14 protein-coding genes are annotated in these 16,164 nt (G+C 38.5%); 9 read left to right on the top strand and 5 right to left on the bottom strand.

All coding sequences use genetic code 11. The features are described from left to right. Window positions 1–102 precede the first annotated feature (102 nt). From H6G75_RS26120 to H6G75_RS26110, 3 genes are all read left to right on the top strand, one after another. The gene (locus H6G75_RS26120) at window positions 103–540 is read left to right on the top strand and encodes an Rrf2 family transcriptional regulator (RefSeq protein WP_190982826.1); all 438 of its coding nucleotides are present in this window, start codon (window positions 103–105) and stop codon (window positions 538–540) included. A gap of 95 nt (window positions 541–635) precedes the next feature. Then, window positions 636–1,598 carry a cysteine synthase A gene (gene cysK / locus H6G75_RS26115; protein ID WP_190982825.1) on the top strand — a complete coding sequence of 321 codons (963 nt, stop codon included), beginning with the start codon at window positions 636–638 and terminating at the stop codon, window positions 1,596–1,598. A 15-nt stretch (window positions 1,599–1,613) separates the two neighbouring features. Further along, window positions 1,614–2,306, top strand: a complete 693-nt coding sequence (locus H6G75_RS26110; RefSeq protein WP_190982824.1) for a J domain-containing protein — start codon at window positions 1,614–1,616, stop codon at window positions 2,304–2,306. Between the two features lie 50 nt (window positions 2,307–2,356). On the opposite strand, the gene H6G75_RS26105 is transcribed toward H6G75_RS26110, so the two are convergent. After that, a complete protein-coding gene (locus tag H6G75_RS26105; protein WP_190982823.1) occupies window positions 2,357–3,019 on the bottom strand; it encodes a CAP domain-containing protein in 663 nt (220 codons plus the stop codon). Between the two features lie 242 nt (window positions 3,020–3,261). Beyond that, window positions 3,262–4,254, bottom strand: coding sequence for an ADP-ribosylglycohydrolase family protein (locus H6G75_RS26100; protein ID WP_190982822.1), 993 nt, complete (start codon window positions 4,252–4,254; stop codon window positions 3,262–3,264). Window positions 4,255–4,864: 610 nt separating this feature from the next. On the opposite strand from H6G75_RS26100, the gene dnaK reads away from it, so the two are divergent. The 6 genes from dnaK to H6G75_RS26070 all read left to right on the top strand — a co-directional run bounded on the left by dnaK (window position 4,865) and on the right by H6G75_RS26070 (window position 11,607). Continuing rightward, entirely contained in the window at window positions 4,865–6,766 is a 1,902-nt protein-coding gene (gene dnaK / locus H6G75_RS26095; protein ID WP_190982821.1) for a molecular chaperone DnaK, read from the top strand. 268 nt (window positions 6,767–7,034) lie between these two features. Then, complete coding sequence (locus tag H6G75_RS26090; RefSeq protein WP_190982820.1) at window positions 7,035–7,685, top strand: acetoacetate decarboxylase family protein; 651 nt, start codon at window positions 7,035–7,037, stop codon at window positions 7,683–7,685. Between the two features lie 306 nt (window positions 7,686–7,991). Further along, window positions 7,992–9,149 (top strand): FIST signal transduction protein, encoded by a 1,158-nt coding sequence (locus H6G75_RS26085; protein ID WP_190982819.1) that lies wholly within the window; start codon window positions 7,992–7,994, stop codon window positions 9,147–9,149. A 6-nt stretch (window positions 9,150–9,155) separates the two neighbouring features. Beyond that, entirely contained in the window at window positions 9,156–10,244 is a 1,089-nt protein-coding gene (locus H6G75_RS26080) for an ATP-binding protein (RefSeq protein WP_190982818.1), read from the top strand. A 200-nt stretch (window positions 10,245–10,444) separates the two neighbouring features. Next, the gene (locus H6G75_RS26075) at window positions 10,445–10,987 is read left to right on the top strand and encodes an NUDIX hydrolase (RefSeq protein ID WP_199338031.1); all 543 of its coding nucleotides are present in this window, start codon (window positions 10,445–10,447) and stop codon (window positions 10,985–10,987) included. A 149-nt stretch (window positions 10,988–11,136) separates the two neighbouring features. Next, window positions 11,137–11,607, top strand: a complete 471-nt coding sequence (locus H6G75_RS26070; RefSeq protein ID WP_190982817.1) for a hypothetical protein — start codon at window positions 11,137–11,139, stop codon at window positions 11,605–11,607. A gap of 25 nt (window positions 11,608–11,632) precedes the next feature. On the opposite strand, the gene H6G75_RS26065 is transcribed toward H6G75_RS26070, so the two are convergent. From H6G75_RS26065 to H6G75_RS26050, 3 genes are all read right to left on the bottom strand, one after another. Next, window positions 11,633–12,454 (bottom strand): toll/interleukin-1 receptor domain-containing protein, encoded by an 822-nt coding sequence (locus H6G75_RS26065; protein WP_190982816.1) that lies wholly within the window; start codon window positions 12,452–12,454, stop codon window positions 11,633–11,635. Window positions 12,455–12,562: 108 nt separating this feature from the next. Beyond that, window positions 12,563–13,216, bottom strand: coding sequence for a hypothetical protein (locus H6G75_RS26060; RefSeq protein ID WP_190982815.1), 654 nt, complete (start codon window positions 13,214–13,216; stop codon window positions 12,563–12,565). A 353-nt stretch (window positions 13,217–13,569) separates the two neighbouring features. Further along, complete coding sequence (locus H6G75_RS26050) at window positions 13,570–16,008, bottom strand: hypothetical protein (protein WP_190982813.1); 2,439 nt, start codon at window positions 16,006–16,008, stop codon at window positions 13,570–13,572. Window positions 16,009–16,164: the final 156 nt, after the last annotated feature.

Below are 16,164 nucleotides of genomic sequence, written 5' to 3'. Positions count from 1 at the left end.
GAGTATACTAGAAAAGTATGAATATTTATATTTCATACTACTCTGCGGGAAGCTACCCAAAGGGTGTCTACATACTTCATACTTAAACTTTAATTACTGCCTGTGGAACTATCGTGTAAATCAGAATACGCAATTCTTGCCCTGATCGAAATGGCAACTCATTACGAAAACGGTGAACCGATGCAAATTCGGCAAATCGCTGCTCAACAAAGCATACCCGATCGCTATTTAGAACAACTTCTGGCAACCTTGAGACGTGGGGGTATCATCAAGAGTCAACGCGGCTCTAAAGGTGGCTATCTGTTGTCGAAAGAACCTTGGAAAATTACGATATATGAAGTTTTAGAATGCTTAGAAGGTTTAGATGTGCGTGTAAGCGAAGAAACATCCACTATCAAAAGTGTAGATAGTGCTGTTGTCGATGAAGTCTGGCAAGAAGCCTGTTTAGCTGCAAATGCTGTTTTACAAAACTATACACTTCAGGATCTTTGTGAAAAAAGAGATGCCCGTAAACAGCTAGACATCATGTACTACATTTAGTTATTAGTCAATGCTCAACAGTCAATAGTCAATAGTCAATAGTTTTTACTCTTGATTGTGGACTTTTGACTCTTGACTAATTACAAAGGAATATTATGCGAATTGCCCGTAACATTACAGAAATTATTGGTCGTACGCCCTTAGTGCAGTTAAATCGCATTCCCCAAGCTGAGGGATGTGTAGCACAAATATTAGTTAAGTTAGAAAGCCTGAACCCATCAGCATCGGTAAAAGACCGCATTGGGATTAGCATGATTAATGCCGCCGAAGCTGAAGGATTGATTTCTCCCGGAAAGACTATATTGGTAGAACCAACTTCTGGGAATACGGGAATTGCCCTAGCAATGGTAGCAGCTGCTAAGGGTTATCGCTTAATTTTGACAATGCCCGATACCATGAGTGGCGAACGACGGGCGATGTTACGAGCTTACGGGGCAGAATTAGAATTGACTCCGGGGCTGGAAGGGATGGGTGGTGCGATTCGCCGCGCCCAAGAAATAGTTAATACTACACCACACGCATACATGTTGCAGCAATTTCGCAATCCAGCGAATGCCAAAATCCATCGAGAAACAACCGCCGAAGAAATTTGGGAAGATACCGATGGTCAGGTAGATATGATTGTTGCTGGAGTGGGTACAGGTGGTACGATTACTGGTGTAGCAGAAGTTCTAAAAGCACGGAAACCAAGTTTTCAGGCGATCGCAGTTGAACCAGCCAATAGCCCAGTTTTATCAGGCGGACAACCAGGAGCGCACAAAATCCAAGGGATTGGTGCGGGGTTTATTCCGCAAGTTTTAAAGATGAAGTTTATTGATGAAATAATTACTGTGACTGATGAAGAAGCGATCGCATACAGTCGAAGGTTAGCTAGAGAAGAAGGTTTATTATCAGGAATTTCTAGCGGTGCGGCTTTATGCGCTGCAATTAAGGTTGCCCAACGCCCAGAAAACGCCGGACGCTTAATTGTGATGATTCAGCCCAGTTTTGGCGAAAGGTATTTAAGTACACCGTTGTTCCAAGACCTGGAAGCAAAAATAACTACCAGCGTCAGCTAACAATCACTTAGACTAATGGTTAACTCCAAACACACTGAGAACCACTACGAAACTCTCAAAATTAATCGTGATGCCAGCCAAGCGGAGATAAAACAAGCTTATCGCCGCTTGGTGAAATTATTTCATCCTGATAGCAATCAAGATACAGCCGATAAAGATGAAATTATTCGCATTAATGCTGCTTATGAAGTCTTGGGTGATTCTCAAAGTCGCCTTGACTATGACCAAAAATTGCAAGATGAATCTCAAAATCGCCAACAACGGGCAGCATCGGCGCAACAACATTACCAAGCCAATCGAAAATCAGGTAAAAATGCTGATGAACAAGTCGAAGAATGGCTACGTTTAATTTATCAACCAGTTAACAACGTTCTTGGTGAAGTGCTTGATTCTCTAGAAGAGCAAATTGAGCAATTAGCCGCCGATCCTTTTGATGATCAATTATTAGAAGAATTTCAGGAATATTTAAATACTTGTCGAGAAGAAATTAAACAAGCGCAAGTGATTTTTCGGTCTTTGCCTAATCCCCCCAGTTTGGCCAGAACTGCGGCGCATCTCTATTACAGCCTCAATCAAGTAGCTGATGGCATAGAAGAATTGGCATACTTTCCCATGAACTATGACGATCGCTATCTGCACACTGGTCAAGAAATGTTTCGCATAGCGACCAGATTATACTACGAAGCCCAAGATTCAGTGCATAATTAATGCCCTTTCTATTTCGCGTCGCTTTATTCGGGGATGATTGTTGCACAATTTTAATCGCTAAACATTTGGACAGCATAAATTCGACCATTTTTGCCGACAGCTATACCATAGCCAAATTTTTTATATTCACGTTGCAGCAAATTTTGACGGTGACTGTTGCTGTACATCCAACTGCGTTGAAAATCTTCGACTTTACCGTAAGTTAAACCTAAACCTTGGACACTATCTTGAATAATATTTTCACCAACTGCCTCACCCCGATTACCACCAACTGCAATGTAGCGATCGCGGGGATTTTTCCCATCTAAAGAAATATGATTAAAATACTGCCGCTCTAGCATATCTTGGGCGTGGAATTGGGCGGCGAGTGATAGTAAAGAATCGGCTGTTAAAGGTTTTAAATTATTTAAAGTGCGATCGCGATTGACTAATTCTAAAGCAAATTGTCTTAACTCTGGCTCAGAACGCAACTGTTCCGCATTCCAAATGGTAACTTTCGGTCGGCCGATTTGCCAATCAGCGCCACCATTGCCGTTATATAGACCTTGTTTGAGCAGTCCAAAGGGAGAAAGTTCTGTCCAAAAATAATTAATGTCTATGGGGTCTCCCCGCAAAGCCTGACGAATAAAATAGGTAGTTGGTCTAAATGCCAAAATTAACATAAATAGAACAACGTAATTCCACCAAACGTTGACTTTGCGTTTTGTATCCATTGCCGTGATTCAAAATGAAGGATGCACAAACGATTTAAACAGCTTTACATCTACATATTGACTGATTAAGTAACAATTTAGCACTTATGATTGCTTTATAGCGATCGCCAGTACAGAGGAGGCAGGAGGACGAAGGCAGAAGGCAGGAGGGAACCGCCATAAATAAATTTCAGTGATTGAACCCTGAGTGCAGTCGATAGGGTTCACAAAAACTCAATAATAGATTTCCACCATACCTACTTTTAATCCCAGATTTCACCTAGGGCTGCCAATTGGTCGCGGTATTCAATGCGAATTACCCAATCTTCTGGCCATGCAGCCATTCCTAAATATGCTCCAGCAAAAGCGCCTGCTAAACAAGCAATTGAGTCAGAATCTCCGGCTGTCAGTGCAGCACGTCGCACTGCGTCTAAAGGTGCTTCTGGAAAAAACAAAAAGCATAATAAACCAGTAGCAAAAGCTTCCTCAGCCACCCAGCCTTCACCTATAGCTAAACAGGGGTCAATGTCGCGGTTGGGGTTGACTAATGCTGCGTCCAGACGGTCAAGTACGGCTAAACACTCATCCCAACCACGACTAATAAATTCTGTTGGCGTATTAATGCCTGGACGCTGCCATAAATTCCCCAGCCAATCAGCATGATAAACTGAACGCTGACTTAAGGCATAGTTGCGAAGATAAGCCGAACATTCTTGCGGTTCACCGCCCTTGACAAAATAAGTGATTGCTGCTGCGGTTAAATCAGAAGCTGCCAAGGCAGTTGGATGACCATGCGTTAATGCGGCTTGAAATTGAGCCACCGCCGCACGGGTTGTATCATCTGTGGATAATAAACCTACAGGAACAACACGCATATTGGCACCACAGCCTTTAGAATTTGGCCTAGTTGCTTGCTGCCAAGACAACCCTGCTTCCAGATATTCACAAGCCTGTAAGCAAGTCATTCCCGGAGCGCGATTATTGTCGGGACTGTTTAACCACTCCACAAAAGTACGTCGAAGAACAGGTTCCAAATTAGCTAAACTCAAGTTTGCGGCACCAACCTCAACTAAAGCTTGCGCCACTGCCAATGTCATCTGTGTGTCATCAGTGACACGCACAGGATTACCCACAATTTCTTGTGGCCCATTTGGCGGAAAGCGACGACGAATTTCTTCCACACTTAAAAATTCTGTAGCAGCACCCAAAGCATCACCACAGGCAAGCCCAAATAAACATCCAGAGGCACGACGCATAACTAACATTTTTTAATTACATTTTTAATACATGAACGCTACAAAATCTACCCTTACATTTAAGTTAAAAATTCAGCACCAAAGTTGTCTGTTTCAACTGGGTATTAAGGGTATGAGGCTATAAGTGTTTTGAACACCTAGACTCTTTTTCCAACCTTTGATCTGATTTTCTTAAGTAACTCCTATAAGTATCCGCATTTTGACTGAATTTATTAGCCAAGGAATCCTTTTATAGCTCACTAATTCTCTGTATCTCTGGAGTTAATGTTGCTTAAAGACGGCAAACACCACATGGTGATTACGGTTCACCCTAATTACTGGATGTATTAATTCTCATAAATTAGACGAAGTGAAAGCAAATTAATCCATGAACCAACTAGACAAAACTTTAAAATTAACCGTCCCAAAGCAGGTTCGGGAAACCACCCTTCATGGACTGGCTATACAAGCTCAGTATATATATCAGCAGAAATTGGGGCTATAACCCCAACGCAACCGAGCTAAAGGTCATTGATGCTGAAGTAACTGCTTTCATAAAATCAGTTGGTTCAAGATTTAGTCCTTATATTCCCATTCATTCATTTGTAGTTATACGGAGCCAGCACCTAACATGGCAAAAGTAGTTGGAATTGACTTAGGAACAACTAACTCCTGCGTGGCAGTGATGGAAGGTGGTAAACCCACGGTTATTGCTAACGCAGAAGGTTTTCGCACAACACCATCAGTAGTAGCGTTTGCGAAAAATGGCGACACCTTGGTAGGACAAATTGCCAAGCGCCAAGCGGTGATGAACCCCGAAAACACTTTTTACTCAGTTAAGCGGTTCATTGGTCGCCGCTTCGACGAAGTTACTAACGAAGCGACAGAAGTTTCTTATAAAGTGTTAAGCAGTGGCGGTAACGTCAAGCTAGACTCTCCTGGCGCTGGTAAGCAGTTCGCCCCAGAAGAAATTTCCGCAAAAGTTCTGCGTAAACTTGTTGAAGACGCAAGCAAATATCTGGGTGAAACTGTTACCCAAGCTGTAATTACCGTTCCGGCTTACTTCAACGACTCTCAACGTCAAGCTACCAAAGACGCTGGTAAAATCGCTGGTATTGAAGTACTGCGGATTATTAACGAACCTACCGCCGCTTCTTTGGCTTACGGCTTTGATAAGAAGAGCAACGAAACTATCCTGGTATTTGACTTGGGTGGTGGTACATTCGACGTATCCGTCCTAGAAGTCGGCGACGGCGTATTTGAAGTATTAGCAACTTCTGGTGATACCCACCTTGGTGGGGACGACTTCGATAAGAAAATTGTGGATTTCTTAGCAGAACAGTTTAAGAAAGACGAAGGTATTGACCTCCGCAAAGACAGACAAGCACTGCAACGTTTAACCGAAGCGGCTGAAAAAGCCAAAATTGAACTTTCCAGCGTGACTCAAGCGGAAATTAACCTCCCATTCATCACCGCTACCCAAGACGGGCCAAAGCACCTGGATACGACGCTGACTCGTGCTAAGTTTGAAGAACTTTGCGCTGATTTAATTGACCGTTGCCGTATTCCTGTAGAGAATGCGCTCCGCGATGCTAAGTTAAGCAAAAATGACATCGATGAAGTTGTACTCGTTGGTGGTTCTACCCGTATCCCCGCAGTCCAAGAGTTAGTGAAGCGAGCATTAGGTAAAGAACCTAACCAAACTGTTAACCCTGATGAAGTGGTAGCTGTTGGTGCTGCGATTCAAGGTGGTGTATTGGGTGGTGAAGTTACAGGTATCTTGTTGTTAGACGTAACACCATTGTCCTTGGGTGTAGAAACCTTGGGTGGTGTGATGACCAAGATTATTCCTCGCAACACCACAATTCCCACCAAGAAATCTGAGGTCTTCTCTACTGCTGTTGATGGACAAACCAACGTAGAAATTCACGTCCTCCAAGGTGAACGGGAATTTGCTAACGACAACAAGAGTTTGGGAACCTTCCGCCTTGATGGTATTCCTCCCGCACCCCGTGGTGTACCCCAAATCGAAGTTGTGTTCGACATCGACGCTAACGGTATCCTCAACGTTACCGCTAAGGACAAAGGTACTGGTAAAGAACAGTCCATCAGCATTACTGGTGCTTCTACCTTAGATAAGAATGATGTTGACCGGATGGTACGTGAAGCAGAACAAAATGCTTCATCTGATAAAGAGCGCCGTGAGAAAATTGACCGCAAGAACCAAGCTGACTCTTTAGCATACCAAGCTGAAAAACAACTGCAAGAATTAGGTGATAAAGTTCCTGCTGCTGACAAAACCAAAGTTGAAGGTTTGGTGAAAGACCTGCGGGAAGCTGTGGCGAAGGAAGATGATGAGCAAATCACCAAGCTGATGCCAGAATTGCAACAAGCACTGTTCGCAGTTGGTAGCAATATCTATCAACAAGCTGGTGGTGCTGCGCCTGGTGCTGAACCTCAAGATGGCGGTTCTTCTACTTCTTCTGGTGGCGGTGATGATGTAATTGATGCAGATTTCACTGAAAGCAAATAATTCCTCCAATGATGTAGGGAAGGTGAGACATTCCCTAGTTAATATTTCCCATCCACGCATTCGCCTGGGTGGGGATTTTTTTTATGGAGGGATTTGGTATTTAGGTTACAGGTGATAGGTTACAGGTTACAGGTTACAGATTTAAAAGCCTTGTTTCAATTTTTATACATCAGCAATTTCCAATCCGTCTTGGAAAGTTTGCTCAAGTCGGGGAACCCGCCCACGCAACTTTCCGCAAAATCCAAAATCTCAAATCCAAAATTGTTATATGTCATATCCTGCAACGCCTTGGATACTTTTAGGTAAAGCGATCGCCTCTTTACATCTGGTAAATATTAATCAAGTACGCTCCCTGATTCCGGCTGAATTTCAAATTTTCTCTGTCTGGCCTGGTAAAACTCTTGGTTGTGTGTATTTATCTGATTACAGAGAAGGCTCTGTATTGGAGTACAGTGAGTTAATTGTTGCTCCGGCTATTGTGAGTTATCAAAATCAAATTGGTGCTTGGATTTCGCACATTTATGTAGATAATGCTGATTCTGTGGCTGGTGGTCGAGAAATTTGGGGACTACCAAAAGAGTTAGCCGAATTTACTTGGGAAAACGATAAGCGGGTGACGGTGCGTCAGGGCGATCGCAATTTGTGTACTCTGAATTATACTCAGCAAAGTTTAGCGTGGCGACAACGGTTGACTGGTTCCTCCTTTAGTGTTCAGGGTGTTGAGTTACTTCGATTTTCGGCGGAATGTGAAGCACTGTTGGGTTTAGTTAGCTCACAATTAGAAGTCCCTGGGGAAAGTCCTTTTGCGGGTATAAGTTTAGGTCAGCCTTTTTTAACTGCGCGTGCTGAACAGATGAAATTAAAAGTTGCTCATCCAGAAGTTGTCGGACAAAGATTTGGTGAAGTGCTTTATCGGTAATCGCAAATCGATATAAAGCAGACCATAATTCAATCAGGTTCAGTTAACGCTAGATTTCTGAGAAATCAACGCAATGGGTTAATTAAATCCTTAATTTATCGACGTTTATCGGTGTGCATCGGCGGTTAAATATTCTTATCTGAAGCGTATTGGTAGATCATTAGCATGTGAAGGTGATCACTTAGCTTGTCGAAGTGCAAGCTTTGTTTGTACAACTCCAAACTTCCAGTCTGAGGGGTGTATTAAATAAATCCATTTGGTTTGGGAATAATAAGTTCACGGTAGAAAATCCCAGACCAGATATATATGTTGAATGTAGTAGTTGGCCATAGTAATGACCCTGATTCTTTAGCTGCAATTACTGAAGTTATAGAACAATGTCAAGCTAATTTAAATGAAAAACTTCCGCAAGCTGGGATTGTATTTGTAGCAATTGATTTTGATTATGCACTCATATTGCAAACAATTGTGCAAACTTTTCCAGGAATTGAATTAATTGGTGGTACTAGTGATGCCGAAATTTCTTCATTATTACAATTTCAGCAAGATTCTTTAGCATTGATGCTCTTTTGTAGTGATGAAATTGAAATTCATGCTGGTCTAGGGAAAAACTTATCACAAGACCCTATTTTAGCTACTAAACAAGCTGTAGAACAGGCAAAATCCAAAATTAAACATCCGGCTATTTCTCAGTTTTGTTTGACTTTTCCTGAAAGTTTAACAGTTGATGGTGTAGCAATTGTTGAAGGCTTAAAACTCGCTTTAGGAAAAGATATTCCAATTTTTGGCGGACTGACTGCTGATCAATGGCAATTTCAAAAAACCTATCAATTTTTCCAAACAGAAATTCTCAATGATGCTGTTCCTGTATTGATTTTTTCAGGTCAATTATTATTCTCTCAAGGAGTAGCTAGTGGTTGGCATCCTATAGGGAAGAAAGGTAAAGTTACCAATGTTGATAAAAATATTCTTTATGAAATTAATGGCAAACCCGCCTTAGAGTTTTATCATCACTATTTAGGTGGTTTACCTCCTTCTGGTGAATATCCTTTAGCGGTATTTGAGTCAGAAAGCGATAATTTTTATATGCGTGCGCCTAGTATTCATAATCCCGAAAATGGCAGCATTACTTTTCTGGGAGAAGTACCAGCAGATGCTTTTGTGCAAATAGCACAAGCTAGTCGTAATGAGATTTTAGGTGCGGCTAAAACCTCAATTACCAATGCTTTAAATAATTATCCAGGAAAACAGCCAGATGCAGCTTTATTTTTTTCTTGTGCAGCTCGGCGGCTATTATTGGGTACACGGGCTATCGAAGAATATCAACTAGCTCAAGAATTTTTGACAGCAGCAATTCCTGGTTGTGGTTTTTATACTCATGGTGAAATTTCGCCGTTAAATAATGGCGGCGAAACTAGGCTACATCATGAAACCTTTGTCACTCTTTTAATAGGAAGACATTAAATTATCATGGCATTAGAACATGAGCAAAGAATTAAGGAATTAGAAAAAGCAAATCGGATTCTCCAAAAAAAGCTAGAGCGTTCTGAATCTTTAAGGATTGCTTTAGAGGAAACTAATGAAAAGAAAGAGGCTTTATTTCTAAAGATAATTGATGAATTACGTGAGTCGCAAAAAACTTTAGAACAGCAAAGCTGCGATTTAGAAGAAACTTTAAAAAAGCTACGTGCTACACAGAGCAAATTAGTAGAATCTGAAAAAATGTCGGCTTTGGGAATTTTAGTGGCTGGAATTGCCCATGAAATTAATAATCCAGTCAATTTTATCTATGGTAATATCAACTATGTTGCTCAATATGCAGGTGATATTTTAGAACTACTCCAATGTTATCAAGAATCCTATCCAGAGCCAAATTTAAAAATAGCAAATAAAATCAAAAATATGGATTTAGAATTTGTCAAAAAAGATTTTTTACAAGTTCTAAATTCTATGGAAATTGGCAGTCAGCGAATTAGCGAAATTGTACGTTCTTTACGTATTTTCTCTCGGTTGGATGAAGCAGAGGTGAAAAAGGTTAACATCCATGAAGGCATTGATAGCACTTTAATGCTGCTGCAAAATCGACTTAAATCACGACTTAATTACCCAGAAATTACGATTATTAAAGAATATGGTGATTTACCAAGGGTAGCTTGTTATGCAGGTAAGCTTAACCAAGCCTTGATTAATATTATTAGTAATGCTATCGATGCTTTAGAGCAGAAAATAGATTATCTGCTGCATAGTTATTATCCAACAAATGGTGTCAATACACGACCAATATTAACTTTTAATCCTACAATTAAAATTACTACAGAATTAATAGATAACTGGATTTCAATTCGCATTAGTGACAATGGGATAGGAATTGATGAAAAGGTCACTGAAAAAATATTTAACCCATTTTTCACTACTAAACCAGTGGGTAAAGGTACAGGTTTAGGACTTTCGATTAGCTATCAAATTATTGTTGAAACTCATCAAGGTCAAATAGACTGTAAATCAATTCCAGGTACAGGTACAGAATTGATTATTATGATTCCTCAACAACGATTGTAGTTGTTATATAAGTAGACTAAGGCTCGCAATTATCTGTAAAAGTATAGCAAATATTATAATTGATAATTTTGAGCGATCGCCTGATTTGATTTGTGGTTTAATAGATGCGATCGCACATTACATTTGTAAATGATTTTGACAATTATAGTTAGCTTTCAGGAACTTTCTGTTATTTTAAATATGCCAAATTTGGAGTTAATATGATCAACGCTGATAAAAGTATTTTTTGTAATGAATGGCTGGAAGTTAAGCAAACACCCAAAGGATTTTATTATTTACAAAGAAAAGGTCAAAATTCAGTTGCTGTTTTTCTTTTGAAAAAAAAGGGTCATAATTCCAATGAATATGAAGTTTTAATTAGACAGCAACCTTTATGTATTGATAATATAGAAGTCGATGGCAGCCTCAAATTATTTCCTTGTCCTGTGACTGGTGCATTAGATGAAGGTGAGTCACCAGAAATAGCAGCCATTAGAGAAGTTTATGAAGAAACTGGTTTTTCTGTACAAGTTTTACCACTAGGGAAGTACATTGTTGGTACTCAGACGAATGAAATTTGCTATATGTATTATGCCGATGTCACTGATTTAGCACCAGATACTGCACCACAGGATGGTAGTTATCATGAATCTATCAGTAAAAATGAATGGCATTCTTTCGAGTATTTAAACCGATGTGAGTACTCAGCTTGCCAACTAGGTTATTTTAAATTAAGAGATATTTTGTATGATCAAAAATCTTAACACGATTAGGACTACGCACAGAATATGATTTTACGTCATTACGAGCAAAGCGAAGTAATCGTAAAGACTGGTTTTGAGTGATGGGTGCGAAAGTCCTAATGATTTAAAAATTTAACTTTTCACAATAAATTTATTATTATCTAATAACTATGAATACGCCAGATAACCACAATATAGTCAAAGAAAATCGAGAGTATCTTGTAAAACAAAGTGAAATGCTTCAAGCTGTTATTACTCGTATGACTGCCAATTCACTAGCAGTCAAACAACTAGCTTTTAGTATCTGGGCTGCATTAGTGGGATTTGGTTTTACTAATAAAACTCCATCCTTATTTGTGTTAGCTATTATTTCTGTGATATTACTAGCTTTTTTAGATATGTATTACCTGTTTCTAGAAAGACGTTTTCGTAATAATTTTAATCGCTTGACAGAGATATTATGCGGTTTCGATGAACAGGAACTAGAAAACATCAGGAAATTAAGGGGTAATTTTTTAAAGATAGAGGCTATCTCGGCGGGGCAAGAATTTCAGATGTATATGAGTACTATCAAATCTTGGGCAAATTTGCCTTATTTGGTGGTTATTGTAGTAACTTTATTAATTGTAATTAGCCAATAAGTCTTTTAAGCAATTAGTGTAAAGTTCAAAGGATAATATCAGGATACGTCTTCTTAAGATAATCTATTAACGCACCAAGCTTTTTACGGCGATCAAGTAATTCCATTAACTGTCGCGCAATTTTAAGTTTGCCTTTCTCGTTAACAATTTCATCATATTTTGGTTCTTTAAGGATAAGATGAAAACAACATTGTTTGACTTCTTCTTCGTCACAATATTCAATCAACAAATTTAATAAAAAACTAGCTGAATATTCTGGCTCTGAATTCTGCTTTGTGTCATCTCTAGTGTAGTTCTGAGTCTCCTTGAAAAAATCAAAAAAATCTTGCTTGCGTTCTTGATATGGTAATGGTTGTAATTTACCAATAGCTGGTATTGGAGTGCTGTGTTGGTTGGTTAGGTAGCGATAGAGTTCTTCATATCCTTCCTTAGTGTTGAGTACATAGCGACTGAAACAAGCAAGTGTGATAGGAATAAATTTTACATCTTGGGAAGAAAACACAACAGGGATAAACTTAGTATTATTATTTTGAGCTTGATATAGATATTGGGTGATAATAACTCCTTCCCATGTAACACCTAGACCTTGACCAATTTCTTCTTCACCTTTAAATCGTTGAAGATACTTTTCAGTGCAAATAACAAGAACAAAATCTGCCCATTCAATCTTAGCTTCCATCCACCGAGGCCATCCTTGGCTTGGAAATTGTTCATACTGATCAATCTGACAATCAATTCCTTCTTCACGCAGACGATTTGCTAATGCAAGTATGCGATCCCTATGTTCAGGTGAGTCCCAACTGTAGCTAATGAATACCTTCGGAGGATTTCTAATATTATTAGACATTTGAATTATGGTTATTTAATCTTTTGAATATCTTTAACTAGTGTTAGATAATTGTTTAACTAGGCAACACATTTCAAATAGTATCAGATTTTAACACCAATAGTTTGACTATTGAATAATAATATCTGGAAACTTTTCCTTAAGATATTTCACTAATTTATCAAGTTGTTTGCGGTCAAAAAGTAATTTTACTAAACATCGCGCAATCACATCTTTACCTTTTTCTCCAATAATCTCATCATATTTGGGTTCCTTGAGGATAAGATGAAAACAGCATTGTCTAACTTCTTCTTCGCCATGACAATATTCAATTAGCAATTTTAACAAAACACTTGCTAATTTATCTGGCTCTGAACTATGCTTCGTTTCATCTCTACTATATTTCTGAGTTTCCTTTAAACGCTTTTCCCATTTACGTATTGAAATTTTCGCGTATGCTTGGTTATTAGGTGACTCAATAGGTTCTTGTGAAAGTTTATTTTCTGATTGATTTATTGCAGGTTTAGATTGTGGATTAGACTCAGGTGTTGTTTGGGTACTAGTATTACTTTCAGGTGTTTCAGGTGTAGTAATTATAGATGAATTCTCTGGTAATACAGGTTTAGATAACTGTGGAATTTGTAAATTTGTTTCTAAAATGACTTCTTGACCATACTTGATAATCACAGTTCCAGATTCAGAACACTCTATTTGCACATTAGGGTTATGGCTCAGGACTTGGAGCAAAGCTTTACCTTCACCACCATGATTTGAGTTAACCAAAGACTAACTCCTGTAATATCACTAAAATAAAAATGCTTGATAAAGCTATCTAATAGCTTTATCAAGATAGAAGTTTTTTAAAATTTAAATTTTATTTTTGTTAAATTAATTATTTATTCATACCAATACACCTTCGGATTTCTGCTTCAGTCAATTTAAAACCTTTAAGTTGCTCATGACACCTCTGAAGCTCTGGTAGAGAACTGCTAAAAGGTTGTCCATAAAGATACGGACTCAGTTCATCTGCTTGATTTGTGAGACAATCTATACAATAATCAAACTGATTGCTCTTTTCTCCAGTAATACCCTTTCTTTTTTTAATTCTCTTCCTATAATCTTCTACACTCATGAGACTACCAACCTAAACGCTCAGATACAATCTTATTCAGTGGACACTCGGAATGCAAGCAACTTTTATTACATTTTAACCTTTCTTGTTCTTCTTGTATACGCCCTTTGAACTCATCTAAGACAAGTTCGATACGTTTTAACCGCATATCAGTACGTGCATCGTCACTTTTCGCCTCCAACAAAGCTTGTTCTAGGCTTTCTGCTTCTAATCCAAATTGTATTTGTCCACCACATTCAACAATGCCAAGATTGACATCAGTAGCTTTGATAACCGCTTGGACTGCACATTTAGGGCCAAAATCAGGACCAAAAAGACTTTCAATAGACTCTAAAGATTGCCAGCCTTCTTCATATTTAGATTTAGATGATGGTTTATATGGGTCTTGACGTTGAAAATAATTACTAGAGATTTGCAAAGTTTCTAGGCTTGTATCTTTAAATAAAAATTCTTTACGTCGATACACAGTTTGATTAAACTGTCCTGCCATCCGGTTAAGTACAGTTAACTCTAACCAAGTCGCAAATCCTTCATTCACAATTAATGTGCTGTCATTTAATGCTTGAATGGCTCTAGCGTATTTTGCTTGCAATGATTGAGGATAAGGAAATTGCAGATATTCATAATCTACATTGCGAAGTAACCCATGACGATAGAGAATTGCTAACTGTTTACCTATAGTAGTTTGAGTGTAAAAGAAACCATGACCGTACTTTTCATGTAGTAACAATGCAGCAATATTACCCTCTAACCACGTCTGTCCATAGCGATCATTTCCATCCATACAGAGGAAATTATAAGCTAGGTGTTCTTTGCGAGTTGGGTTAGCTTTAGCTAAATGAGCCGCCAATTTTGGGTCGTAAGGAATACAGCATCCATGAATTGGTGAATAACTAGGTGCAATGTAACGTAGTAATTCATCAACTAATGGCAGGAATCTTTCTGTTGTAGTTCTAGCTGTGTTTATAGCTTCTAGTAAATGTTCGGTGACGTTGCCTTGATATAGTAAACGTACCTGCTCTTCTGGTGTAAATAAACGAAAGGCAATTTGTTGGATATCATATACGTCAAATTCTGAACGAATTTGACAGACTTTGCGGTGTACTTCCGATGCTAGTGGAGAGACAATCTCCTGTTCTATACCCGCTATTTTGGACTGAGATGAAGGGTAGGCATGAATTAAGCGAGTCACTTGCTGATTTATCTCTTTTGCTTTCAATGTAATTTTCCATTGTCCTTCATCTAACGCGACTAATCGCCAGCGAGTATTATCTATTTTCTCAATTTGTGTATGTGCTAATGGACAGTGAAGTTCTAATTCTAATGGAGTTTGTTTGGCATTATTGGCCCAACGAGTTATGGCTTGAACTTCAAAAGGTATCCCTGTTTCAATGAGTTCTTGAGCTTCTCCTTGAGGATTGCGGAAAATTAAGTCAATTTCTGCATCCGGCAGGCATTGAAATTCGCCAGCATAATCTAAAAATATAGAGTCATTTTTATCATGAAAATCTATAGTCAGCCTTAAGGTTTGTTTACCTAACTTTTGCGGATTGACTTCCCAAATTACTTGATTTTTACCACCAGGAGGAATAGAACGAATTTCTATTACTGGATTATTAATAAGAACACCAGTGTCAGATTCTAGTAGACAATTTATGCGCTCTAAACGTTTTTGGTGCGGGTTGCTTAATGTAATGGAATATTTGGCAGTTTTACCATAAGTCACTTCTGTTGCGATAGAAGCATCATTACAGTCTACAGGATTGGTATATGTCAACCAACGAAAAGCATTCACAATAAATTGTCTATTATCTTTTTCGTTGATTTGTCTATTACTAAATAATACATAATCTCCAATTGAAATAACCCGTCCAGGATTGAGATCAACTGTAGCTAAAAATGCCTTGTTAGTCTCAGGCAAATTAGCAAGTATATATGGCTCATCATTTAAAGTCTTGAAATAAACTGGTTTGTAAGTAGATAAGCGAGTTACTTCTGTGCTGAGGTAGTGAGGTTGTAAGTTAAATACTTCGTCAGGTCTGCGACTTAATAACTGCTCTACTTGTAACCCAAAAGCTTCTAATAATAAATTAGTAGTATTTTGTTTTTCTTCATATTGTTGATGCCATAAGCAATTATAATCATAGGCAAAAAGTAGAGATTTTCCAGATTTTACAAAGTCGATAATTTCATATATCTCTGTAAAATCTAGAGCTTTCTTAGGCGCAATTAATACTAATACATCAGGTTCATCTTCCTGTAATTTTTCATCCAGTTTTTTTTCTGTAGAATTATGATAAGTTACTTCCCAGCCAAATTTATCTTTTTGCGCCTCCAGTACTTGCTGCTTCATAATTCCCCAAGAATCTCCTTGTCGCGCTTCTTGAGACTCTGTATCCTGCAAAAGCTCTTCATGAGATAAATCAAATAGAATTTTTTTCACTCTGGTATTTTTAGATTTATGTATTTTTTCTAGGATTTCTGGTAATCGGCAGTAGCAACATTTTTGAGATATTGCTTTATAACTGCCTTATTACCAGCATTTTTATAGTTCAAAAGTACTATGAAGGAAAGTTCACCTTACAGTTAGTACTAAGTA

Source organism: Nostoc sp. FACHB-280 (assembly GCF_014697615.1).
Taxonomy (GTDB): Bacteria; Cyanobacteriota; Cyanobacteriia; order Cyanobacteriales; family Nostocaceae; genus Nostoc_B.
The sequence above is the reverse complement of the archived record's forward strand: the minus strand, read 5'-3'. Positions and strand labels throughout refer to the sequence as shown.

Coding starts and splice junctions, on each gene's coding strand:
- cysK (WP_190982825.1), top strand. CDS start 636: ATGCGAATTGCCCGTAACATTACAGAAATTATTGGTCGTACGCCCTTA.
- H6G75_RS26110 (WP_190982824.1), top strand. CDS start 1,614: ATGGTTAACTCCAAACACACTGAGAACCACTACGAAACTCTCAAAATT.
- H6G75_RS26105 (WP_190982823.1), bottom strand. CDS start 3,019: ATGGATACAAAACGCAAAGTCAACGTTTGGTGGAATTACGTTGTTCTA.
- H6G75_RS26100 (WP_190982822.1), bottom strand. CDS start 4,254: ATGCGTCGTGCCTCTGGATGTTTATTTGGGCTTGCCTGTGGTGATGCT.
- dnaK (WP_190982821.1), top strand. CDS start 4,865: ATGGCAAAAGTAGTTGGAATTGACTTAGGAACAACTAACTCCTGCGTG.
- H6G75_RS26090 (WP_190982820.1), top strand. CDS start 7,035: ATGTCATATCCTGCAACGCCTTGGATACTTTTAGGTAAAGCGATCGCC.
- H6G75_RS26085 (WP_190982819.1), top strand. CDS start 7,992: ATGTTGAATGTAGTAGTTGGCCATAGTAATGACCCTGATTCTTTAGCT.
- H6G75_RS26080 (WP_190982818.1), top strand. CDS start 9,156: ATGGCATTAGAACATGAGCAAAGAATTAAGGAATTAGAAAAAGCAAAT.
- H6G75_RS26075 (WP_199338031.1), top strand. CDS start 10,445: ATGATCAACGCTGATAAAAGTATTTTTTGTAATGAATGGCTGGAAGTT.
- H6G75_RS26070 (WP_190982817.1), top strand. CDS start 11,137: ATGAATACGCCAGATAACCACAATATAGTCAAAGAAAATCGAGAGTAT.
- H6G75_RS26065 (WP_190982816.1), bottom strand. CDS start 12,454: ATGTCTAATAATATTAGAAATCCTCCGAAGGTATTCATTAGCTACAGT.